The 24,193-nt window shown below is 58.1% G+C and carries 18 protein-coding genes; 11 read left to right on the top strand and 7 right to left on the bottom strand.

Annotated elements, in window-relative coordinates; all coding sequences use genetic code 11:
- Positions 1-92: 92 nt before the first annotated feature.
- Complete coding sequence (locus tag AC5SEO_RS21535) at positions 93-887, top strand: response regulator (RefSeq protein WP_004432063.1); 795 nt, start codon at positions 93-95, stop codon at positions 885-887.
- Between the two features lie 95 nt (positions 888-982).
- On the top strand, positions 983-1,972 hold the full coding sequence (locus AC5SEO_RS21530) for a sensor histidine kinase (protein ID WP_035252645.1): 990 nt from the start codon (positions 983-985) through the stop codon (positions 1,970-1,972).
- Positions 1,973-2,271: 299 nt separating this feature from the next.
- Here AC5SEO_RS21530 and AC5SEO_RS21525 read toward each other — a convergent pair whose 3' ends face one another.
- Positions 2,272-3,996 carry a sensor histidine kinase gene (locus AC5SEO_RS21525; RefSeq protein WP_174069015.1) on the bottom strand — a complete coding sequence of 575 codons (1,725 nt, stop codon included), beginning with the start codon at positions 3,994-3,996 and terminating at the stop codon, positions 2,272-2,274.
- A gap of 237 nt (positions 3,997-4,233) precedes the next feature.
- Here AC5SEO_RS21525 and AC5SEO_RS21520 point away from each other — a divergent pair, with 237 nt between their 5' ends.
- Complete coding sequence (locus AC5SEO_RS21520; protein ID WP_174069016.1) at positions 4,234-4,800, top strand: PRC-barrel domain-containing protein; 567 nt, start codon at positions 4,234-4,236, stop codon at positions 4,798-4,800.
- 100 nt (positions 4,801-4,900) lie between these two features.
- Here AC5SEO_RS21520 and galE read toward each other — a convergent pair whose 3' ends face one another.
- From galE to AC5SEO_RS21500, 4 genes are all read right to left on the bottom strand, one after another.
- Positions 4,901-5,884, bottom strand: coding sequence for a UDP-glucose 4-epimerase GalE (gene galE / locus AC5SEO_RS21515; RefSeq protein WP_004432073.1), 984 nt, complete (start codon positions 5,882-5,884; stop codon positions 4,901-4,903).
- 197 nt (positions 5,885-6,081) lie between these two features.
- Positions 6,082-6,519 (bottom strand): hypothetical protein, encoded by a 438-nt coding sequence (locus AC5SEO_RS21510; RefSeq protein WP_174069017.1) that lies wholly within the window; start codon positions 6,517-6,519, stop codon positions 6,082-6,084.
- Positions 6,520-6,528: 9 nt separating this feature from the next.
- Entirely contained in the window at positions 6,529-6,873 is a 345-nt protein-coding gene (locus AC5SEO_RS21505) for an ElaB/YgaM/YqjD family protein (protein ID WP_004432077.1), read from the bottom strand.
- 67 nt (positions 6,874-6,940) lie between these two features.
- Positions 6,941-7,174 carry a hypothetical protein gene (locus tag AC5SEO_RS21500; RefSeq protein WP_004432079.1) on the bottom strand — a complete coding sequence of 78 codons (234 nt, stop codon included), beginning with the start codon at positions 7,172-7,174 and terminating at the stop codon, positions 6,941-6,943.
- Here AC5SEO_RS21500 and nspC point away from each other — a divergent pair.
- Positions 7,173-8,270: a carboxynorspermidine decarboxylase gene (gene nspC, locus AC5SEO_RS21495; RefSeq protein WP_013762135.1), complete on the top strand. Its 1,098-nt coding sequence runs from the start codon at positions 7,173-7,175 to the stop codon at positions 8,268-8,270. The two genes, AC5SEO_RS21500 and nspC, sit on opposite strands and share 2 nt — an antisense overlap.
- 59 nt (positions 8,271-8,329) lie before the next feature.
- Positions 8,330-9,568 carry a saccharopine dehydrogenase family protein gene (locus tag AC5SEO_RS21490; protein ID WP_013762136.1) on the top strand — a complete coding sequence of 413 codons (1,239 nt, stop codon included), beginning with the start codon at positions 8,330-8,332 and terminating at the stop codon, positions 9,566-9,568.
- Positions 9,569-9,690: 122 nt separating this feature from the next.
- Here AC5SEO_RS21490 and AC5SEO_RS21485 read toward each other — a convergent pair whose 3' ends face one another.
- The gene (locus AC5SEO_RS21485; RefSeq protein WP_004432087.1) at positions 9,691-11,538 is read right to left on the bottom strand and encodes a DEAD/DEAH box helicase; all 1,848 of its coding nucleotides are present in this window, start codon (positions 11,536-11,538) and stop codon (positions 9,691-9,693) included.
- A 390-nt stretch (positions 11,539-11,928) separates the two neighbouring features.
- On the opposite strand from AC5SEO_RS21485, the gene AC5SEO_RS21480 reads away from it, so the two are divergent.
- The 6 genes from AC5SEO_RS21480 (at position 11,929) to clpB (ending at position 21,825) form a co-directional block, all read left to right on the top strand.
- Positions 11,929-13,206: an aspartate kinase gene (locus AC5SEO_RS21480; RefSeq protein WP_174069024.1), complete on the top strand. Its 1,278-nt coding sequence runs from the start codon at positions 11,929-11,931 to the stop codon at positions 13,204-13,206.
- A gap of 176 nt (positions 13,207-13,382) precedes the next feature.
- A complete protein-coding gene (gene ptsP / locus AC5SEO_RS21475; protein WP_004432101.1) occupies positions 13,383-15,650 on the top strand; it encodes a phosphoenolpyruvate--protein phosphotransferase in 2,268 nt (755 codons plus the stop codon).
- A 28-nt stretch (positions 15,651-15,678) separates the two neighbouring features.
- Positions 15,679-16,761, top strand: a complete 1,083-nt coding sequence (gene prfA / locus AC5SEO_RS21470; protein ID WP_174069018.1) for a peptide chain release factor 1 — start codon at positions 15,679-15,681, stop codon at positions 16,759-16,761.
- A complete protein-coding gene (gene prmC, locus AC5SEO_RS21465) occupies positions 16,758-17,627 on the top strand; it encodes a peptide chain release factor N(5)-glutamine methyltransferase (RefSeq protein WP_174069019.1) in 870 nt (289 codons plus the stop codon). The genes prfA and prmC overlap by 4 nt, the downstream gene beginning before the upstream one ends.
- Positions 17,628-18,022: 395 nt before the next feature.
- Positions 18,023-18,829 carry a DUF4167 domain-containing protein gene (locus AC5SEO_RS21460; protein ID WP_174069020.1) on the top strand — a complete coding sequence of 269 codons (807 nt, stop codon included), beginning with the start codon at positions 18,023-18,025 and terminating at the stop codon, positions 18,827-18,829.
- 371 nt (positions 18,830-19,200) lie between these two features.
- Entirely contained in the window at positions 19,201-21,825 is a 2,625-nt protein-coding gene (gene clpB, locus AC5SEO_RS21455; RefSeq protein WP_174069021.1) for an ATP-dependent chaperone ClpB, read from the top strand.
- A gap of 68 nt (positions 21,826-21,893) precedes the next feature.
- On the opposite strand, the gene AC5SEO_RS21450 is transcribed toward clpB, so the two are convergent.
- Complete coding sequence (locus AC5SEO_RS21450) at positions 21,894-23,840, bottom strand: M23 family metallopeptidase (protein WP_004432116.1); 1,947 nt, start codon at positions 23,838-23,840, stop codon at positions 21,894-21,896.
- Between the last annotated feature and the right edge of the window lie 353 nt (positions 23,841-24,193).

Below are 24,193 nucleotides of genomic sequence, written 5' to 3'. Positions count from 1 at the left end.
AAAAATAGTTCCGGCGATCCGGAACTTTTTTTATGATGCGCACGTTGCTATCGTGGGTTTGCGTTGCAGACCGCATGAAAGGGGAGAATTCCATGTCAGTTTCTACACGCATCGCACCGCACCTGCCATATCTGCGCAGGTTCGCGCGTGCCGTTTGCGGCTCTCAATCCACTGGCGATGCCTATGTTGCAGCAACACTTGAAGCTCTGATCGCCGATATCAGCATCTTCCCGCCGACAAGCAACGATCGGGTTTCGCTTTATCAATTGTTCGTATCGATTTTTAGTTCCGTCACGATCAATATAAAGGCCGATGAAAACCTGTCAGGTTGGGAAAAGCGTGCTTCCGCCAACCTCTCTGCGGTACCAGCGCTCGCCCGCCAGGCTTTCCTTCTGACCACGGTCGAAGAGTTCACAGCTTCGGAAGCAGCAGAGGTTCTGAGGGTAACTGAAGCCCAGATCGGCCAGCTGATCGATGAGGCGGCCTCTGAAATCGCCCGCCAGGTTGCCACCGATATCATGATTATTGAGGACGAACCTCTGATCGCCATGGATATCGAGCAGATGGTCACCGATCTCGGCCATCGCGTTACGGGTATTGCCCGCACGCATGCGGAGGCGATCGATCTCTTCAACCGCACGCAGCCGAAGATGATCCTTGCCGACATCCAGCTTGCAGACGGCAGCTCCGGGCTTGATGCCATGAAGGAGATCCTTCAGATGACGTCTCTGCCGGTGATCTTCATTACAGCCTTCCCTGAGCGTCTTTTGACGGGTGAGCGGCCCGAGCCGACATTCCTCGTTACGAAGCCGTTCAACCCGGACATGGTGAAAGCGCTTATCAGCCAGGCCCTGTTTTTCAACGAAAGCTCTCGCGTCGCGGCGTGAAATTTGCCGAAACCGTAGACTGTCCGGGAACAACTACGGTACCCGGACGTTCGCGGTTACGGTCGTGAGGTGATCTCACGGCTTTTTGCAGGGAGATGAATTTGCATCGGCTGGCATGGCATAACGCGGAGAGGAACGAGAGCGAGCTACACGATTCGCTCGTCCTCGCTTTGCTCGATTCGGGCGAGACAGTCATGTTACAAGACTGGAACCGCGAGTATATATTCGTGGCCAATCTGCCGGATGTGTGGCGTCTGCCGACCGATAGCCATCCCACGGATGAAAATGTGTTTGGCACCGATCTTTCAGAGCGGCTTGCCGAACTAAAAAAAGATATGAATGTGGTGGGCAGTCGGGGCATGCTGGAAGTTAATGCTGGCAATGACCGGGTTTTCCAGTTCCAGATCCATTCCACCTTCAACCAGGCGAAGCAGGCGGTGATGAAAACCACCATTCGCGAGGTGACGGCGGAACGGCGGCGCGAGCAGCTTTTGCGCTCGCTGCTGCGCGAGGTCAGCCACCGTTCCAAGAACCTCCTAGCGATCATCCAGAGCCTTGCGGGCCAGACGGCCCGTTTCAGCCTCACCAAGGATGATTTTCTGCGCAAGTTTCGGGGCCGGTTACACGCTCTTGCCCAAAGTCAGGATCTCATCACGGATTCCGACTGGAGAGGTGCTCGCATATTCGAGCTTCTTCGCCAGCAATTCGATCTCTATGTGCCGGAATATCCTAATCTCATTCACATGGAAGGTGAAAACCTGCTGCTCAATCCGAATGGCGCGCTTTATATCGGTCTGGCTTTCCATGAGCTGGTCGTCAATACGGTCAGCCATAGCGGCAATCTCGCCTATCATCCGCCAATCTCGCTGCAATGCCGACAGGAAGGCGATTTTTGTATCGTTGAGTGGATAGAGCCGATCATGCCATCGAAAGAGCCGGCGCAGGCGAGGCGCGGCAGTTTTGGCAGCGTCGTGCTGGAAAAGGTCGTTCCATCCGCATTGGGCGGGAGTGCCGAATATCACCTCACGCCGGAGCGGATCGTCTACCGGCTTAAATTTCCTTCCGGGGACGTCACCGACATTTGAAATTTCGAAATAATGGCCCTCGGCTGGAGACCTGCCTCATAGGCAGCACTTCGGCCGTTTTTGCGAGAACGCAAAAAAAAGCACGGCCCATGAAAGAGCCGTGCTTTTTTTCTATGACAGGTTTTCAGGGGTGAAACCTGTTTATTGTCAGCCAAGCGTCAGGCGGGGACGGGGGAATTGCTTGGCCTGCAGTAAAAATGCATCCGCCCTAATTCGGTTCCACTAAAACATATTTTTTTTGTGGAGGGCGAAATTAGCTGCTTTTCGTCTGCAGGTACGGGGATCCAGCACGCCATTTTTCAAATCGGGCCTGCCTGATCGGGTCGCTTGGGTATAAAATTGCGCATCGGCGCTTCAAGCGACCATTCGAACCCGGTTTCGCGATACTCCGTCACCACCTGTCCGCCGAATGCGCCTTCCGCATGCCTTTTGATGACCGTGGTACCAAAGCCCTTACGGCTTGGTTCCTTCGCCGGCGGCCCGCCCGTTTCGGTCCAGACGATATAAATCATCTGACGTCCATCTTTTTCGAGCGGCTTCCAGCTCACCGTGATTTTTCCGAGCGCAACCGACAGGGCGCCATATTTGATGGAGTTCGTCGTCAGCTCATGCACCACGAGCCCGAAATTTTGCGCCGCTTCCGGAGAAAGCATGAAATCGTCCCCAGACAGCTCGAAGCGTTCCGAAACGGTGCCGAAAACGTCGAGGTGGGTCTCGATCAGCTTACGGATCGGCAAGCCCTGCCATTGAACCTCCGCCAATGCCCGGATCGACATTCCGAGACCGCGCAGGCGGTGGTCCACCTCTTTCTGGAATTCCGGGATGCTTTTGTTTTCCCGCCCCAATTGCCGGATCATCGCCTGAACCAGCGTCAGAATATTCTTGGAGCGGTGAACCAGTTCGTGCAGCAGAAGTTGCAGCCGTTCTTCCGACTGGCTTCTGTCGAAGGAAGCATTGGAGAGCGCGACTGCGACCTGGTTGGCCTCCTTGATCTTGGTATCGACGGGCGCCACGATCTCGCCTTCACCGATGCGTTCAGCCATGAGCGTGAGATCGCGAATGGAACTGCGCAATTGCCGGCCGACCAGATAGGCGCCGCCGATGGCGATGAGCACCAGCATCGTGCTGCCGATCATCATTTGCCGCCACGTGTCGACCAATGCTGCCTGACTTGCGGCAAGTGGCCCCCACATCACGGTTCGCCATTGCCAGCCCGGCAATTGGGCATAGGCATAGAGGTTACCCTTGTCGTCGAAGAAATTACCGCTGAAGGCCTGCATTTCTGAAAGAATGGCAGGGCTGGCAAATGGCTTGCCCACTTCCACCCCATTCTGCGCACTGGAAACGACAACACGATTGTTACCGTCGATAATGGCGACCGCCCAGTTGCGCGGCAGGTTTTCCGTGGGAATGAGCCGGCTCAGGTCACTTGTATTCTGCGTCAGGATCAGGGCATCTCCGGCGGACCCCAGATTGGGGTCGAGCGGCAAGGTAACGTTGAACACCCACTCCTTGCTCGTCGCGCCGAAAAACATGTCCGAAACGGTGATGCGACGGGATTCGATTGCCTTGGCCAGATTGGCCTCGGCCGGCACCTTGCTGAGAGGCTGGCCAAATGACACCCGGGTATTGAGATACTGTTCGCCTTCCTTGGTAGCCAGAATGGCGTACAGGCCCTCCCGTTTCAGGCTTTCGGCAACACGTCCCTGAAAAGCGGCGAGATTGCCATTCTCGAGTTCCGGGAATTGCGACAGCAGATTGAGGGAGGTGGCGATTTCCTGCAGGCGCCGATCGATGTTGCGGCTGACGACCCTGACATCCTCGATCGTCTCCCGTTGCAGGTCGTCGCGCTTTTCGCTTTCAAGGCGCAGCATCAAGTAGCCGCCGAAAAGGATAAGCGGCAGGGTGATGACGGTTGCCATCACCACCAAATAGGTGCCGATGGAGGCCGTCGGAAAAAAATTCGCACTGCGTCGACGTAAAGCCGAGAACGTGTTTTTCAGTTTTTTGCCGGGTTGAGGCATGCAAAAACTCCGGCAGTTACGGCATTGTTACGTCACGGATAATACCGCGCCATCCTCCTTTAGCAATGCCTGATTTTTCGTTGGGGAGCCGCAAAATGTCGCAATCGCGTCTATGCGACTGAAAAAATCGGAACCATTTCAATGGTCAGCCCGTTTGCAAAGCGAACCGGTCATGGAGTGGAAAGCGAAATTCGTCACCGCCCGGCCAGTCGAAAACGATGAAAGGAAGGTACGAAAATGGCAAAGAAACTTACGATACTCGTCACCGCCGCCCTGATGGGCACGACGGCTTTCGCGCCGCTTGCCATCGCCCAGGGTACAACCCAGCCAGCACCGGCAAATCCGAGTGCTCAGACTGAACCGGCAACGCCTCCCGCCACCCCGATGGCGCCGGCGGCTCCTCTGGCCAATGATAGCGCGGCCGCGACGACAGGCGGTGCTTACATCACCCAGCAGGGTGAAACCCAGATCAGCGCCAATGATTACATCGGCAAGTCGGTTTATACCGCAGCCGACGAGAGCATCGGTAACGTCACCAACCTCATCATGGAAAAAGACGGCGGTCTCGTCGCAGCCGTGATTGGTGTCGGAGGTTTCCTCGGTATTGGTGCCAAGGATGTCGCGGTGCCTATGGACAAGGTAACGATGACCCGCAACACGCAGGACGGCACCATTCGCCTGACGACGACCGAAACGGCGGAAACGCTGAAGGCTGCTCCGGAATTCAAGACGCTGGAACAGCAGGCCAGCGAAAAGAGCGCGGCAGCTCCGGACAGCACCACCACGTCCGCCACCAAGCCCTGATCCCCTTACCTGGGAGGCAGGAGCGGGATCGACCTCAACAGGCGTCCCGCGAGAGACACCGGCCATTGGCCGGTGTCTTTTTGTTTTAAATTGCGTTCGCTCAGTCCCCGGCATTGCGCGAGGAATGCCAGGCCCAGGCGGATTTGATGATATCAGACAGGGAATAACGCGGCTCCCAGCCCAACACCGCCTTTGCCTTGTCGTTATTGGCGACAAGGGTGGTGGAATCGCCATCGCGGCGGTCGGTATATTCTACCGGGAAGGGGCGGCCGGATACGTCCGAAATCGCCGCCAGCAACTCCTTCACAGTCGTGCCGGTGCCGGTGCCAAGGTTGAGTTCAACCGTTTCACCGCCCGCCAGCAGATAGTCCACTGCCCGCACATGGGCGTCGGCAAGATCGAGAATATGGATGTAGTCACGCACGCAGGTGCCGTCGCGGGTGTCATAATCCGTGCCGAACACCTTGAAGCCTTGACGCCGACCGAGTGCCGCCTCGATGGCGAGCGGGATTGCGTGGGTTTCCGGCTTGTGCCATTCGCCGATGCGGCCTTCGAAATCTGCACCTGCGGCGTTGAAATAGCGCAGCATCACTGAGCGCAGCCCCTTATAGGTGCTGTAATCCTTCAGCGCCTGCTCGACTACCCATTTGGTGCGGCCGTAGGGGTTGATCGGCGCCTGACGGTGCGTCTCGTCAATCGGCACCTGTTCCGGCAAACCGTAGGTGGCGCAGGTGGAGGAGAAAACAAATGCCGTGACCCCGGCATCGATGGCGGCAGACAGCAGGTTGAGCGAACCGATGACGTTGTTGTCGTAGAAGGCCACGGGTTGCTTTACCGATTCGCCGACTTCAATCAGCGCCGCAAAGTGGAGTACGGCCTCCGGCTGGTGCTTGGCGAAAACCTCGTCCAGCCGCGCGCGGTCGCGAATATCGCCCTGCTCGAAGGGTCCCCAGCGGACGAATTCCTCATGTCCATTGGACAGATTGTCGAAAACGACCGGTTCATATCCCCGCTCAGACAGGAGAAGGCAGGTATGCGAACCGATATAGCCGGCACCGCCGACGACAAGGACTTTCTTCTTCATCAATCGCCTTTCAGAAAAAAACGGGACGTGCGGGAGACTGTATTTCACTTTGTTCAAATAAGGGCGGCGTGGCACTGAGCACCATCAACCAGTCCATCCATCGCGGGTAACATAAAAAAAACTGCGCATCCATGGTCTGGATGCGCAGCAGCAAATGAGAGTTTGACGAAGAGCCTTAAACGCGCCCGAAGGCGTGCCTATTTCTTTTTCCTGGTGTTGGCTCTGGTTGCCAGAAAGCCGGCGGCCATGGCAACGGCGAGCGTCGCGTAGGGGCGCGCCTGGATCGCCAGAGTCAGCAGCGATTGCAGCGCCAGAGGTGCTGCGGTCAAGGGAGCCGCCGTCAAGGATGCGACGGGTCGTCTTGCGGCATAGGCTCTCGGACGTTTGACGATCGCAAGCGCCACCAACATGATGACACCAAGCAGAAACGCCGTACCGGCTACGACAAGCGCGGCCGGCCCTGCGCCGACATGCCGGGCAAGATAGATGGACCCCGCCACGACAGCAGCTACGAAGGCGATCAGGAAGAATATCCCGGTCAGCACCCAAAGGATCATCGTGGCGCGCAGGCGCCGCGTCACGACGCGTCCTTCACGCTGGGTGTCTCCCAGATAGACCAGCAATGCCTCAAGCATGATGCGGCCTTATCGACGTGTGAGGAGAGCGAGCACGAAACCGACACCAACGGCGATGCCGAGGGACTGCAGCGGGTTCTTCTGGACCTGATCCGTCAGATTGTCGTTCAGCGAGGAAATTTCGTTGCGAACGCTGTCGGCCATCTCGCCGGAAGCGGTCAGTGCGTCGTCGGCCACGCGGGCGGCCTGCGCCTTCAGTTCATGCGAGGCTCCAACGCCCAGCGCCTTAACGCTCTTGGCAAGATTTGCCAGATCTTCGCGAAGTTGGGCAAGCTGTGCTGCCACATCGGCTGCATCGCCGTTTTCGAGGGATTGCTGGATCTTGTCGTTGACGCTGCTACGCACGCTTGCCATGGGTGAAGTCCTTCCTGGAACATCGTTGATGGAAATGGCGTCAGGTCAAAAAGACTGCCGCCGCGGATCAATGCCGACGCTTACGAACTTTCGTTGCGGCAGCCGTAAACCCGATTGTCCGCCATTCAAACGCGCCGATGCCCGCTTGGTTCCGCGGCTTGGCGAGTTTTCTCCCGCGGATTTTGCGGCGGGGGCAATTTTCCGGGAATTCGGTGCCGGACATTTGTTTTCCTGTAACAAGCATCATATAAGGCCCATCATCCAGACGGACCTTGACTTCAATCAATATGTGAAAAGCCATGCTTCAGACGCCCTATTACCTCATCGACAAGACAAAACTTCTTCGCAACATGGAGAAGATTGCCTATGTGCGGGAAAAATCCGGCGCCAAGGCGCTTCTGGCGCTGAAGTGCTTTGCAACATGGTCGGTTTTCGATTTCATGTCGCAATATATGGACGGCACCACCTCGTCGTCGCTTTATGAAGTGCGTCTGGGCCGCGAGAAATTCAGTGGCGAAACCCACGCCTATTCCGTCGCTTATGCCGACTACGAAATCGACGAGGTGATTTCGAACGCGGACAAGATCATCTTCAATTCCATCAGCCAGCTTGAGCGCTTTGCAGAAAAGGCCTCCGGTATCACCCGGGGTCTGCGCCTCAATCCGCAGGTCAGCTCTTCGAGCTTCGATCTTGCCGATCCCGCACGTCCCTTCAGCCGTCTCGGCGAATGGGATGTCGCCAAGGTCGACAAGGTCATGGACCGGATTTCCGGATTCATGATCCACAACAATTGCGAAAACGGCGATTTTTCGTTGTTCGACCGCATGTTGACGCAGATCGAAGAAAAATTCGGATCGCTCCTGTCGCGTGCGGAATGGGTCAGCCTCGGCGGCGGCATCCATTTTACCGGCGACAACTATCCGCTCGACCAGTTCTGCGATCGCCTGGCGGCTTTTTCGGAAAAATACGGCGTTCAGGTCTATCTTGAGCCCGGCGAAGCGTCGATCACCAAGAGCACGACGCTTGAAGTGACGGTTCTCGACACGCTGTTCAATGGCAAGAACCTCGCCATCGTCGACAGCTCCATCGAAGCGCATATGCTCGACCTCCTGATCTATCGCGAAACCGCCAAGGTTTTGCCGAACGAGGGCGAACATCCCTACATGGTCTGCGGCAAATCCTGCCTTGCGGGCGATATTTTCGGCGACTTCCGGTTCGACAAGGAGCTGAAGGTCGGTGATCGTATCTCCTTTGAAGATGCGGCCGGCTACACCATGGTCAAGAAGAACTGGTTCAATGGCGTGAAGATGCCGGCGATTGCCATCAAGGAACTCGACGGCAGCGTGCGTGCCGTTCGCGAATTCGACTTTGCCGATTTCGAGCAAAGCCTGTCTTAAACCCTGTTTTAACATGAAACGAAGCTGATCCCTGCGGGGAAAAGGAGGCATCACCTGAAATGAAGAAGAACGTTCTGATCATCGGCGCCGGTGGCGTAGCACAGGTCGTGGCGCATAAATGCGCCCAGAACAGCGATGTATTGGGAGACATTCATATTGCGTCACGGACTTTGGAAAAGTGCCGCAAGATTGTCGAGTCCGTACGCGAAAAGAAGAGCCTCAAGACAGATGTGAAACTTGAGGCCCATGCGCTTGACGCGATGGATATCGAGGCGACGAAAGCCTTGATTACGAAAACCGGCGTAGAGATCGTCATCAACGTCGGTTCGGCTTTCGTCAACATGTCCGTTCTTCGTGCCTGCATGGACACGGGTGTTGCTTATATGGATACGGCGATCCACGAGGATCCCACCAAGATTTGCGAGGCGCCGCCGTGGTACGGAAACTACGAGTGGAAGCGCGCTGCCGAATGCAAGGAAAAGGGTGTAACGGCACTGCTCGGCGTCGGTTTCGATCCCGGCGTGGTCAATGCCTATGCCCGCCTTGCCAAGGATGAATATTTCGACAAGGTCACTTCGGTCGATATCGTCGATATCAATGCCGGCAGCCATGGCCGCTGGTTCTCCACCAACTTCGATCCGGAAATCAACTTCCGCGAATTCACCGGTGTCGTCTATTCCTGGCAGAATGGCCAGTGGCAGACGAACCAGATGTTCGAGGTCGGCCAGGAATTCGATCTGCCGGTTGTCGGCAAGCAGAAGGCCTATATGACGGGCCATGATGAAGTGCATTCGCTATCCAAAAACATGGATGGCGCCGATGTGCGCTTCTGGATGGGCTTCGGCGATCACTACATCAACGTTTTCACCGTGCTGAAGAACCTCGGTCTTCTCTCCGAAAAGCCGGTCAAGACTGCCGAAGGTCTGGAAGTCGTGCCGTTGAAGGTGGTCAAGGCCGTATTGCCGGATCCGTCTTCGCTTGCACCCGACTATGTCGGCAAGACCTGCATCGGCGATGTCGTCAAGGGCATCAAGGATGGCAAGGAACGCGAAGTCTTCATCTACAACGTGGCCGACCACAAGGAAGCCTACGAGGAAGTTGGATCGCAGGGCATTTCCTACACCGCCGGCGTTCCTCCGGTCGCTGCCGCCATGCTGATTGCTACCGGCGAGTGGGATGTGAAGCAGATGGCCAATGTGGAAGAACTGCCACCGCAGCCTTTCCTGAACCTTCTGAACAAGATCGGTCTTCCAAGCCGTATCAAGGACGAAAACGGCGACCGCGCCCTGACGTTCTGATCCATCAAGACAATAAAAAGCCCCGCAAAAGCGGGGCTTTTTTTGTGATGAAGTTTGCCGGTTACTTGGCATCATCCTCGGCCTTAAGCCGAGGATCCAACGGCACGGTAATGACCCGCGCCTCAGCCCTTTGCCGGCTTCGGTCCGCGCTTTTCGAAAGGCCGGTCCTTCTTGCCTTCGAATTTGGGCTTGTCGCCGAAGGTCTTTTTCTTTTTCCAGGGCTTGTCGTCGCCCTTGCGGTCGTCGGCTGCGCCGCCAGCATTATTGGGTTTGTTGAACTTCCGCTGGGCCGTGGCCGGGCGGGTGTCCTCACGAACACTGCCGGTCATTTCCGGCTTGCCTTCCAGCGCCTTCAGACGAATGCCCTTTTCAAGCATCATGTCCTTGCCGATGGCGGAGGTGAAACGATCGACGGCATCGGCCGCGAGTTCCACAAAGGTCTCCGTCTGCTGCATGCGGATGGCGCCGATATCCTGACGGGTGATCTTGCCGAAGCGGCAGAGCATGGGGATGAGCCAGCGGGGTTCGGCGCTCTGCTTGCGGCCCACCGAAAGCGAAAACCAAGCGCTGTCGGAAAAGTCGGAACGTTCGCGGCGCGGCGCGTCGTTTTCAGGGGTTTCGAAGCTGTCGCGGCGCGGTTTGCGGGTATTGTCCAGCGCGACTTCGGTGATGTCTTCCGGGGCGGAACGTCCGGCGTGATAAAGGCGCACGAAGGCGGCTGCTACTTTTTCCGCGCCATGCTGCTCAAGCAGCTGCTTGACGAAATCACGCTCGTCATCGGCCACGGCCTCGGTGAGAGCCGGATCGGCCAGGAGACGGGCGCCGTCGCGTTCAACGATCTCTTCGACCGAAGGCGGGCGAACCCATGCTGCGCTGACCTTGGCACCTTCCAGAAGACGTTCGGCCTTGCGGCGCTGGTTGACAGGCACCACGATGGCGCTGACGCCCTTCTGCCCGGCGCGGCCGGTACGGCCGGAACGGTGGAGAAGCGTTTCCGAATTGGTCGGCAGGTCGGCGTGGATAACCAGTTCGAGGCCAGGCAGGTCGATGCCGCGTGCAGCAACGTCAGTCGCCACGCAAACCCGGGCGCGACCGTCACGCATTGCCTGAAGCGCATGCGTGCGTTCGTTCTGGGTCAGTTCGCCTGACAGAGCCACGACGGAAAAGCCGCGATTGTTCAGACGGGCCGTCAGATGGTTCACGGCCGCACGGGTGGAGCAGAAAACGATGGCGTTGCGGGCTTCGTAAAAGCGCAGCGCATTGATGATGGCGTTTTCGCGGTCGGAGCCGGTCACCAGCAGGGCGCGGTATTCGATGTCCACATGCTGCTTCTGTTCTGAGGCGGTGGCGATGCGAACGGCGTTCTTCTGGTAGCTTTCGGCAAGCTTGGCGATGCTGCGCGGGACGGTGGCCGAGAACATCAGCGTGCGGCGGTTATCCGGCGATTCTTCCAGAATGAATTCCAGATCTTCGCGGAAGCCGAGATCGAGCATCTCGTCGGCCTCGTCCAGTACCACGGCGCGTAGCGACGACAGATCGAGCGCGCCGCGCTTGATGTGGTCGCAGAGGCGGCCGGGGGTGCCGACGATAATATGTGCGCCGCGCTCCAGTGCGCGTCGTTCGCTGCGGATATCCATGCCGCCAACACAGGACGCAATCGATACGCCGGCGAATTCATAAAGCCATTCCAGCTCGCGCTTGACCTGCATTGCCAGTTCGCGGGTTGGCGCAATGGCGAGTGCCAGCGGCGCGGAAGCCTGGCCGAAACGGGTGTTTTCCGACAGTAGCGTGGTCGCGAGCGCAATGCCGAAGGCAACTGTCTTGCCGGAGCCGGTCTGCGCGGAAACCAGCGCGTCCTTGTCGGCGAGTTCCGGCGAAAGCATGGCCTTCTGCACGGGGGTCAAATCTTTGTAGCCGCGTTTTTCCAACGCCTGCGCGATCGCCGGGGCGATACCCTGGGTGTCTGTCATCTACCGTCTTTCGGATATGAAGCTGCCTGCATCCGCCCGAAACCAATAGGTCCTAAAGTCTCCGGGGCAGCCGATGCAGGCCATTACGGCCATCTGGCCGGTTGCATTGCCGCGCTCCATACTGCGAATAGGCCCGTTTGTACAGTGCACTGCGGTACGCTCTTTCACAACGCCGCATGCGGTCGCCCATTCCATCCCGACATCTTCTTTCGCCGGGGCTATAAAAAAAGGCGTACCGCATGGTTCATAAACGGCATTGCGTGCCCCCCGCCTTTTCGCTAAGAGACCCGCAACTTGAGGCTCTTTATCAAAAAAAGAGCCGACTGGGTTTGTTCTTGTCCGCACCTGAAAAATGGCTGGCGGAAAAAAGGGATGGTACTGGTCAAGGCTATGGCTCGCATTGTCATGAAATTCGGCGGCACGTCCGTCGCGAACCTCGAACGCATTCACAATGTCGCACGGCATGTGAAACGCGAAGTGGATGCCGGCCATGAAGTGGCCGTGGTCGTTTCCGCCATGTCCGGTAAAACCAACGAGTTGGTGGACTGGGTGCAGAATGCTGCGAAGGTGGCCGGCGCCAACGCCGCCTCCTTTTACGATGCACGCGAATATGACGCGGTCGTTGCATCCGGCGAGCAGGTGACATCGGGTCTTCTGGCGATCACGCTGCAATCCATGGGCATCAATGCGCGCTCATGGCAGGGCTGGCAGATTCCGATCCGTACAGACAATGCACATGGTGCCGCCCGCATTCTCGAGATTGACGGTTCGGATATCGTTCACCGCATGGGCGAGGGCCAGGTTGCCGTTGTTGCCGGTTTCCAGGGCATCGGCCCGGATAACCGCATTGCGACGCTCGGTCGCGGCGGTTCGGACACATCAGCCGTTGCCATCGCCGCCGCCGTCAAGGCGGACCGTTGCGATATCTATACCGATGTCGATGGCGTCTATACCACCGATCCGCGCATCGAGCCCAAGGCTCGCCGCATGAAGAAGATCGCTTTCGAGGAAATGCTCGAAATGGCGTCTCTCGGTGCGAAGGTTCTGCAGGTTCGCTCCGTCGAGCTTGCCATGGTACACAAGGTGCGCACCTTCGTTCGCTCCAGTTTCGAGGATCCCGATGCGCCGGGCATGGGCGACCTCATCAACCCGCCCGGTACTTTGATTTGTGACGAGGAAGAAATCGTGGAACAGGAAGTCGTAACCGGCATCGCCTATGCCAAGGATGAAGCACAGATCTCGCTGCGCCGCGTGGCCGACCGTCCGGGCGTCTCCGCCGCGATCTTCGGGCCACTGGCCGAAGCGCATATCAATGTCGATATGATCGTGCAGAACATCTCCGAAGATGGGTCGCGCACCGACATGACCTTCACCGTTCCTTCGGGCGATGTTGCCAAGGCTCTGCGCGTTCTGGACGACAACAAGGCCCAGATCGGCTTCGACGTTGCGCAGAACGAGACCGGCCTTGCCAAGGTTTCGGTCATCGGTATCGGCATGCGCAGCCATGCTGGCGTTGCTGCCAGCGCCTTCAAGGCGCTTGCCGAGAAGAACATCAACATCAAGGCCATCACCACCTCCGAGATCAAGATTTCGATCCTGATTGACGGTGCCTATGCCGAACTGGCCGTTCGCACTTTGCATTCTGCTTACGGTCTCGATAAGAACTAAGTTCGAGACATCGGTTCCCGATGCTCCGATTCTTCGGGGTTGCGTTCTTCCGATGTGGCGTTTCATGAAAGCGTGTCCCTTGCGGGACGCGCTTCTCGCGCTATAAATTTTTTAAATGACGTTTTGATTCTCGAATATTATGACATTCGGATCGGAAGCGTCGGGGAGCAAACGCGATGAGAGACCTTTCTGCAGGTCCGCGCGTCCTGCTAAAGCGGCTGCGCGAAATGATGGCGGAGCACCTTGAGCCGCAGGACCGTCTGGACCAGATCGTCCGTCAGATAGCCAGCAACATGGTGGCGGAGGTTTGCTCGGTCTACGTGCTGCGTTCCGACAGCGTGCTGGAGCTTTACGCCACCGAAGGTCTCAACAAGGATGCCGTGCATCTTGCCCAGCTGAAAATGGGGCAGGGTCTTGTCGGTACCATTGCCGCTTCCGCCCAACCTCTCAATCTTTCCGATGCGCAGGCGCATCCGGCTTTCCGCTATCTTCCTGAAACGGGTGAGGAAATTTATCATTCCTTCCTCGGCGTGCCGATTTTGCGCTCCGGTCGCACTCTTGGCGTTCTTGTGGTCCAGAACAAGGTCAGCCGAACATACCGGGAGGATGAAGTTGAAGCGCTCGAGACAACCGCGATGCTCATCGCTGAAATAGTGGCGAGCGGTGAATTGAAAAAAATCACCCGCCCCGGTGTGGAGCTGGACCTGACGCGTGCCGTTTCCATTGATGGCGATGCTTATGGCGAAGGCATCGGTCTTGGTCATGTCGTGCTGCACGACCCCCGAATCGTTGTCACCAATCTGCTGAATGAGGATGCCGATACCGAAATCCTGCGTCTTGCCGACGCTATCGGTTCGCTGCGCCTGTCGATCGACGACATGTTGCAGCGCCGCGACGTCCCGACCGAAGGCGAGCATCGCGAGGTTCTTGAGACCTACCGCATGTTCGCCCACGATCAGGGCTGGGTGCGGCGCATGGAAGAAGCTATCCGCAACGGCCTGACGGCGGAAGCTGCGGTCGAGAAAGTGCAGAGCGACACAAAGGCGCGCATGATGCGTCTGACCGATCCCTATCTTCGCGAGCGCATGCATGATTTCGACGATCTCGCCAACCGGCTGCTGCGCCAGCTGATCGGTTTCGGCGGTCGAAGCCCCGAGCATGATTTTCCGCTGGACGCCATCGTTCTGGCGCGTGCCATGGGTGCCGCCGAATTGCTGGATTACCCGCGTGAGAAATTGCGCGGCCTGGTGCTCGAAGACGGTGCGGTGACGAGCCACGTCGTGATCGTGGCGCGCGCCATGGGCATTCCGATCATCGGGCAGGCGACAGGCATCGTCGCCCTCGCTGAAAATAACGATCCCATCATTATCGACGGCGATGACGGCCAGGTGCATTTGCGCCCGATGTCGGATTTGCAGCGCGCCTATGAGGAAAAGGTGCGCCTGCGTGCCAAGCGCCAGGAGCAGTTCCGCGCGCTTCGTAATGTCGAGCCGATCACCAAGGATGGCCAGAAGGTCAACCTCAAGATGAATGCGGGCCTTCTCGTAGATCTGCCGCAGCTCGAGGAATCCGGCGCCGATGGCATCGGCCTGTTCCGCACCGAGCTGCAGTTCATGATCGCCTCCAACATGCCCAAGGGCGAGGAGCAGGAAGCGTTCTATCGGTCCGTCTTGCGGCAGGCCAAGGGCAAGAGCGTTACCTTCCGCACGCTGGATATTGGCGGCGACAAGGTCGTTTCCTATATGCGCGGCCAGGAAGAGGAAAACCCGGCGCTCGGCTGGCGGGCGATCCGCCTGTCGCTCGACCGCCCGGGTTTGATGCGCACGCAGATGCGCGCGCTTCTGCGTGCTGCCTCAGGTGCTGAACTACGCATGATGTTGCCGATGGTGACGGAGGTTTCCGAAATCCGCGCGGCGCGCGATCTGCTTCAGAAGGAAGTGCAGCATCTTTCGAAATTCAGCCATGCGCTTCCGAAAAAGCTGCAATTTGGTGCGATGCTGGAAGTACCTTCGCTGATGTGGCAGCTCGATGAGCTGATGCAGGAAGTGGATTTCGTCTCCGTCGGTTCGAACGACCTGTTCCAGTTTTCTATGGCGGTGGATCGCGGCAATGCAAGGGTTTCGGATCGTTTCGACAATCTTGGCAAGCCGTTCTTGCGCATTCTGCGTGATATCGTGCGCGCTGGCGAAAAGCACCACACCTCGGTCACGCTTTGCGGCGAAATGGCAAGCAAGCCACTTTCGGCCATGGCTTTGATCGGCCTTGGTTTCCGTTCGGTTTCCATGTCGCCGACGGCGATTGGCCCCGTCAAGGCCATGCTTCTCGGGCTTGATGCCGCGAGCCTTGCCGATGAGCTGAACGCTGCGCTCGACGATCATAATTCGCTGGAAAGCGCGCGCGAGGTGTTGTTACGCTTTGCCGCGACGCATTCCATTCCCATTTAAAAGACCTGTTTCATAATCGGAGTGACTGGTGGCGAAGCTTCCCGTCGAAAAAATGCGCGAGTTGGAAAGGCGTTTCGGAGAGATCGAAGCGCGGATGTCGGCTGGTCCGGCAGCGGATGTCTATGTGAAGCTGGCTTCGGAATATTCCGAACTTGAGCCGGTGGTGAAAAAAGTCCGCGAATACGAAAAGGCGGTTTCCGAGGCCGGCGATCTCCAGGCGCTGCTTGCCGACAAGACGACCGACAAGGACATGCGCGATCTGGCGGAAATGGAGCTGCCGGAGGTCGAGGCCCGAATTGGCGAGCTTGAGAAGGAAATGCAGGTCCTGCTGCTTCCCAAGGATGCGGCGGACGAAAAAAGCGCCATCCTCGAAATCCGCGCCGGCACGGGCGGATCCGAAGCGGCACTTTTCGCCGGCGATCTGTTTCGCATGTATGAGCGCTTCGCTTCAGCCAAGGGCTGGAAAGTTGAAGTTCTTTCCGCAAGCGAAGGCGAGGCGGGCGGTTACAAGGAAATCATCGCCACGATCAGCGGGCGAGGGGTGTTTTCCAAGCTGAAATTCGAATCCGGCGTGCACCGGGTGCAGCGCGTGCCGGAAACAGAAGCGAGCGGCCGCATCCACACCTCGGCAGCCACTGTTGCCGTGCTGCCGGAGGCGGAGGATATCGATGTCGAAATTCGCCCGGAAGACATTCGTATCGACACGATGCGCGCTTCGGGCGCAGGCGGCCAGCACGTCAATACCACTGACTCCGCCGTTCGCATCACCCATCTTCCGACGGGTTTGATCGTTACCAGTTCTGAAAAGTCGCAGCACCAGAACCGCGCCAAGGCCATGCAGGTTCTGCGTTCGCGTCTTTACGACATCGAGCGCCAGAAGGTGGAAAGCGAGCGTTCAGCCGACCGCAAGAGCCAGGTCGGTTCCGGCGACCGTTCCGAGCGTATCCGCACTTACAATTTTCCGCAGGGACGGGTCACCGATCACCGCATCAACCTGACCCTCTACAAGCTCGACCGGATGATCGAAGGCGAGATCGACGAGCTTGTCGACGCGCTGATTGCTGATTATCAGGCCGGCCAGCTTGCCCAGCTTGGCGAACAACAGCTTTGAGTGGCGGCGCTGACGGGACCGTTTCGACCGAGCTTGCCGCAGCCCGCAAACGGCTGCAGGCGGCGGGCATCGCCGATCCGCTGCTTGATGCGCGCCTGCTGGTCGCCGACGTTACCGGTTTTTCACTGACCGATTTCGTGATGAAACCGGACCATCCCGTCACCTGGGAAGAAAGCGCCCGCATTGCCGCCATGGTCGAAAGGCGCGCAGGCGGAGAGCCAGTCCATCGCATTCTAGGCCATCGCGAATTTCACGGGCTCGATCTTCTTTTATCGACGGAGACGCTCGAACCCCGCCCGGATACGGAAGTTCTCGTCGATACGCTGTTGCCTGCGTTGAAAAAAATTGTTGCCGACAAGGGCAGTGCGCGCATTCTGGATCTGGGTACGGGCACGGGTGCGATCTGTCTAGCGCTTCTCAAGGAATGTCCGGAAGCAACTGGCGTCGGCAGCGATATCTCCGCCGATGCGCTGGAAACCGCAGCGAAAAACGCTGCCCGAAATGGTCTCGCCTCGCGTTTTGAAACCATGCGTAGCAACTGGTTCAAAAAAATCTCTGGCAGGTTTGACATAATTGTGTCTAATCCGCCTTATATAAGAAGTGACATCGTCACAACGCTAGACCGAGAGGTTCGCTATCACGATCCGATGGCGGCGCTGGACGGAGGTCAGGACGGCCTTGCACCGTACCGCCTCATCGCTGCCGACGCAGGCCGCTTTCTTGTGGAAAACGGGATTGTCGGTGTGGAGATCGGTTTCGATCAAAGGCTTGATGTTTCCGCTATATTTGCTTCCCACGGCTTCTCTCTTCTCGACGCCGTGAAGGATTATGGCGACAACGACAGAGTTTTGACCTTCCGGAGATAGTTGTTCGCGATACGTCTGCGGATTATTTGCAAGGATATTTTGCACAGCAAAAGAAAAGGCTTGGATTTCCGCATGAAGCGGGATAGTTTGCCGCCACATGCCGGGTGGCTGAGGACGAATTTAGATTCGTCAGGGTATGGGTCAGTCCCGAAGCGGGTTCTTTTGAGAACCCTGAAGGCTGGGCGTTTCCGGCATGTGAATCAGTAAACTTTGTTCGCAGGTGGCTCGTTGCAGCATTTTGCGCGACCGGTCGTCATACGCGGGGTCTTGTCTGGGGTTATCTCCAGCAGGGCGCGTAATGGAGCAATTTCAGGAAAAGTTTCCAGCGGTTTTCCGCCCGGAATTGCATGAAAATAACCAGATTGTCAGCAAAACAGAATTCAGGTGAGCAATTGATGAGGCCAGGACAGCAAAACAAGCGCGGCCGGGGGCGTGGAAGCAACAACAACAATAACAATGGTGGCGGTAACAACAACAACTTCAACCGCAAGGGCGGTAACCCGCTCACCAGGACTTATGACAGCTCCGGTCCCGATGTTAAAATTCGTGGCACAGCCCAGCACATAGCGGAAAAATACGCCACCCTTGCGCGGGACGCGCAGAGTGCTGGCGACCGCGTGATCGCTGAAAACTATCTGCAGCACGCTGAACACTACAATCGTATCATCGCCACCGCTCAGGCCCAGATGCAGGAGCGTTTCCAGCGCGACGACCGTGGCGAATACAATGCTTCGGATGCCGACGATATGGATATGAACGACGGCGACGATGGTGCACCGCAGCAGCAGTTCGAACAGCCGGAACGGGTTCAGCAGCCGGAGCGCCAGGAACGGCAGGAGCGCACCGAGCGTTCCGAGCCGCGTCAGGAACGTCGTGAGCGCCCGGACCGCCGCGAACGGCAGGAGCGCCAGCCGCGCCAGCCGCAGGCTTCGGACGAACGGCAGCAGCCGGTATACGACGCCAGCCAGGCGCCTCAGCCCGTCATCGAAGGCACGCCTATGGAAGTGGCCGTCGAGGAACAGCAGCAGCAGACGGAAGCACCAGCGACTGAACGCGCACCAAAGGCCCGCCGCGCCACCGGCCCACGCCCGCGTCGCCCACGCCGCGCCGCAACCGCGGAAGGTGCTGAGGGTGCCGAAGGCGAAGATACGCCAGCCGGTGATGAGGCAACAGCTGCCACGCTCGAAAACGCTGCTGAATAAGCAGGGTTTTCAAAATACCACGCGATTGAAAAAACTCCGGCTTGCCGGAGTTTTTTTGTTTTTGGGGTCGGGTGTAAAAGCTTGGGCGCTGTTCGAAGGGGGCAATCGCGGCAAACAGTCGTGACGCTTATCAAGTCCGGCTAAAATTTCCCCGGCAGTTGTTTTCCTCCCCTTTAAACCGATGAAAATGCCTCCCATATTCGTGCAGTAAGGACGGATGCCGCATGCAGCGGTAACCGCCCATCAAGAGGCGGCAATCGTGAAATCTGTTAAACGCGACTGCCGTAGCGGGGCTTGCCTTTGAGGGAGCCTCAACCCTAACACCCGGATCCGTGCCGAAAGCGGGCGGGCCGGTATATGGAGGTTCGACTATGAATATTGAAAAATACTCCGAGCGCGTTCGCGGTTTTCTGCAATCGGCGCAGACGTTTGCGCTTGCGGAAAATCACCAGCAGTTTTCTGCCGAACATGTGCTGAAAGTTCTGCTTGATGACGAGCAGGGCATGGCAGCATCGCTGATCGAGCGGGCTGGCGGCGACGCCAAGGAAGTGCGCTTGACCAACGATGCGGCACTGGCGAAATTGCCCAAGGTTTCCGGCGGCAATGGCGGCCTTTCCCTAACGGCTCCAATTGCGAAAGTGTTCTCGACTGCGGAAGAACTCGCCAAGAAGGCTGGTGACAGTTTCGTCACCGTCGAGCGTCTTTTGCAGGCGCTGGCGATCGAAAACTCTGCTTCCACCTCGGCGTCCCTGAAAAAGGGCGGCGTGACGGCGCAGGCGCTCAATCAGGTCATCAATGAAATCCGCAAGGGCCGCACGGCTGACAGCGCCAATGCCGAACAGGGCTTCGACGCGCTGAAGAAGTTCGCGCGCGACCTGACGGAGGAAGCCCGCGAAGGCAGGCTCGACCCGGTGATTGGCCGTGATGACGAAATCCGCCGGACCATTCAGGTGCTTTCACGCCGCACCAAGAACAATCCCGTGCTGATCGGTGAACCCGGCGTCGGTAAAACGGCGATTGCCGAAGGTCTTGCGCTGCGCATCGTCAATGGCGATGTGCCCGAAAGCCTTAAAGACAAGAAGCTTATGGCACTGGATATGGGTGCGCTGATCGCTGGCGCGAAGTATCGCGGCGAGTTCGAGGAGCGTCTGAAGGCGGTCCTGAACGAAGTGCAGGCGGAAAATGGCGGCATTATTCTGTTCATCGACGAGATGCACACGCTGGTCGGTGCCGGCAAGGCCGATGGCGCCATGGATGCGTCCAATCTGCTGAAGCCCGCTCTTGCCCGAGGTGAACTGCACTGCGTTGGCGCCACCACGCTGGATGAATATCGCAAGCACGTGGAAAAGGATCCCGCCCTTGCCCGTCGTTTCCAGCCGGTTCTCGTAGATGAGCCGACCGTTGAGGACACGATCTCGATCCTGCGCGGCCTGAAGGAAAAATACGAACAGCACCACAAGGTCCGCATTTCGGATTCGGCCCTGGTTGCAGCTGCAACGCTTTCCAACCGCTACATTACCGACCGGTTCCTGCCCGACAAGGCAATCGACCTGATGGACGAAGCCGCTTCGCGCCTTCGCATGCAGGTGGATTCCAAGCCGGAAGAACTGGACGAACTGGATCGCCGGATCATTCAGCTCAAGATCGAACGCGAAGCCTTGAAGCAGGAGACGGATCAGTCATCCGTCGACCGCCTGAAGAAGCTCGAGGACGAACTGGCCGACACCGAAGAAAAGGCCGATGCCCTGACGGCCCGCTGGCAGGCGGAAAAGCAGAAGCTGGGCCATGCCGCAGACCTCAAGAAGCGGCTGGACGATGCCCGCAACGAACTGGCAAGTGCCCAGCGTAACGGCCAGTTCCAGCGCGCCGGTGAATTGACCTATGGCATCATTCCGGGCCTCGAAAAGGAACTGGCTGCAGCGGAAGCGCGTGACAGCAGCGGTGCTGGCTCGATGGTTCAGGAAGTGGTGACGGCGGACAATATCGCCCACATCGTTTCCCGCTGGACCGGCATTCCTGTCGACAAGATGCTGGAAGGCCAGCGCGAGAAGCTGCTGCGCATGGAAGACGATCTTGCCAAGTCCGTGGTCGGGCAGGGCGAGGCCGTGCAGGCCGTTTCCAAGGCGGTTCGCCGTTCGCGCGCGGGTCTTCAGGATCCGAACCGGCCGATCGGCTCGTTCATCTTTCTCGGCCCGACGGGCGTGGGCAAGACCGAGCTGACCAAGTCGCTCGCCCGGTTCCTGTTCGACGACGAGACCGCGATGGTTCGCCTCGACATGTCGGAATTCATGGAGAAACACTCCGTTGCCCGGCTTATCGGTGCGCCTCCCGGCTATGTCGGTTACGAAGAGGGCGGTGCGTTGACGGAAGCGGTTCGCCGCCGGCCCTATCAGGTCGTGCTGTTTGACGAGATCGAGAAAGCGCATCCGGACGTGTTCAACGTCCTGTTGCAGGTGCTGGATGATGGCCGTCTGACCGATGGCCAGGGCCGCACCGTCGATTTCAAGAACACCATCATCATCATGACCTCGAACCTCGGTTCGGAATTCATGACGCAGATGGGCGACAATGACGATGTGGATTCGGTTCGTGACCTGGTGATGGAGCGTGTCCGGTCGCATTTCCGGCCGGAATTCCTCAACCGTATCGACGACATCATCCTCTTCCATCGCCTGCGGCGCGACGAGATGGGTGCGATCGTGGAGATCCAGCTCAAGCGCCTCGTCTCGCTTCTGGGTGATCGCAAGATCACCCTCGAACTGGATGAGGATGCCCGCAACTGGCTTGCCAATAAGGGTTACGATCCGGCCTATGGCGCACGTCCGCTGAAGCGTGTGATCCAGAAGACCGTTCAGGACAGGCTCGCCGAAATGATTCTCGGCGGCGAGATCCCGGACGGATCGCGGGTCAAGGTGACCTCTGGCACCGACCGGCTGCTTTTCAAGGTCAAGCCCCCAAAGGGTGAGGCCGAGACTGAAACCGCCGATGCGGCATAAAACGAAAGGGCTCCGGTAACGGAGCCCTTTTTCGTATAGCGGTCCCTCTGGTCACGAGGCCCGGCGGACTAGCGGCTCGCCACCTGATTGGGTTTTTCTTCGATGTTGAGTAGATTGTCGATCCGCTTTCTCTCGTCGGAGAACCGCGCGAGCGCGACGCCGGAAAGCGATTTGCCGCCCGGCAGACGCACTTTCATCGCGTCCACTTTCGTGCCGTTAACGATCAGCTCGTAATGCAGATGCGCGCCGGTCGAAAGGCCGGTCGAACCGACATAACCGATTACCTGGCCCTGCCGGACCTTTGAACCCTCGGTGACACCCTTGGCGATGGCGCTCTGGTGGTTATAGGAGGAGACGTAGCCATTGGCGTGGCGGATCAGGGTCTGGTTGCCGTAACCGGAGGCCCAGCCGGCCTTTTCGACAGTGCCGTTGCCTGTCGCGATGATCGGCGTGCCGCGCGCTGCCGCCCAGTCGGTGCCGGTATGCATGCGGCTGAATTTCAAAACCGGGTGGCGGCGCATGCCGAAACCTGATGTCATGCGGCCGTTCGGAACCGGATTGCGCAACAGGAACTGCCGGATGCTCTTACCGTTCTCGTCGAAATAGTCGATGCTGTTATCGTCCGGGTTCTGGAACCGGTAAAACCGCGTCTCGTTATCGCCGAACTTGGCGTTGACGTAGAGCAGTTCGGACTTGTCCGTCGCCTTGCCATCCGCATCTTCCACGGAGAAGAAGGCCTCCAGCGTATCTGCCGGTTTCAACTGCGCCTGAAAATCGACGCTGCTGGCCAAAAGCTTGATGAGCTGGGAGACCATGCCCTGATTCATGCCATAGGCCAGAGCCGCCCGGTAAACGCCATCGTAGACGCTGGGCAGATCGCGGCCGGCGGCCGGTGCCGGGGTGCTGTCAAAGGCCGTCGCCACCGCGTCGAGCTTCGGCGGTTCGCTGGCCTTGATGAAATTCTTGCGATCGTCCACGGCCATGGTGACCATGTGGCGACCCTTGCGATAAAGGCTTACGCGTACGATGTCGCTTTTGTCGTCTTCCTGAATAATGCCGACGCGGAGCACATCGCCGCTTTCGACATTGTTCGACTGGAGTTGCGGTGACAACAGGCCAGCGATTTCGGAGGATTGCGCCTTCGAATAACCCGCGCCGAATAGAGCGGCTTCGATGGTTTCGGTCTGGCGGGCAGGGATAACGTCGTCGGCATATTCCTTGACCGGAACCGAGGGCGATTGAGGGGTCGAAACCGACATATTCTGTTCGACGACACGGGCGGCAAGACCGGCGGTGATATCGACATCACCCTCATCATTATCGAAACGACGGGGGTCGATGTAATATAGCGCTGCAAGCTGCTCGTTACCATCTGTCAGGATCGAGCCGTTCGAGCGCACTGCCTCCTCAACCTCGTCGAAGCTCAGGGAGCCGGCGAAGGGATACTTGGAGTGCTGGATCGGAAAGGCGACCGTTTTCAGGCTGACTTCGGATTCGACCTCGGAGCCGTAGATTGTGCCCGTGCGGCTCGGCGCCGGCGCCGGGGCGTCCTTGTCGTCGCCGCTTGCGAAAATGTTCAGGGGATCGAAGGCGGGATAATCGTCCTGTTTGGCGTAGTTGGACGCCAGCGGAATCTTGACGTGTGAGAAGGGAACCTTGCGGACCACTTCCTTGTCGCCCTCGTTGATAACGGTGGAGACTTCCATGATCGAGCGGTCCGAGGGCCGGGCCGCAATATTGGGCGCAATGAGGCGTGTGCCGCGGCGTGCCGCTTCCGCGGTATTGTTGCCCATATCCGCCTTGGCGAAGGCCTCGGCCGGAATGGCAAGCTGCTGGCGGCCATCAAGAGCTGCAAAGAGCGCAACACCCATCAATATGGAAGAGGTAATGCCGGTAAGGAACGTGCCGGAAAGCCATCTGAGCGAAATCTCACGGCGATCGGGTGCACGGCGCCCTTCCGCCAGAATTGGCGGTTCCGTGCCTAGCGACCGGATCACGTTGCGATCCGCAGTCATACTAGCTGTGCCCCGTGGGTCATGCGCTCTCCAGAAACTTCAGGCGAAGGTGTGCAACTTTCAAAGCCGTGAGTCAAATTGATCGGCACCCTCAATAGATATGCCGGCAACAGGCTCGCGCGCGTGCCCGCATTAACGTTTTGTTGGCAAAGCAATTAGCGAGGAGTCGGGCCAAAACAAGGCGCAGCACCATTCATATGGGTTCAGGCTGCATTCCCTTGTTAAAAATCGGTCCGTTGGTGGAGGCCAATGGGAGGCAGAATCCCGAAAAATCAAAACTCTCCTTTAAAATCAATGCTTTGAATGTTTTTTTTAGAATTTGTATTTTGGTGTGTTGACTTGTTTGAGGGTGA

The organism is Agrobacterium sp. K11 (assembly GCF_059429395.1).
Note: the sequence above shows the minus strand (reverse complement) of the source record. Positions and strands in the feature narration are given on the sequence as shown.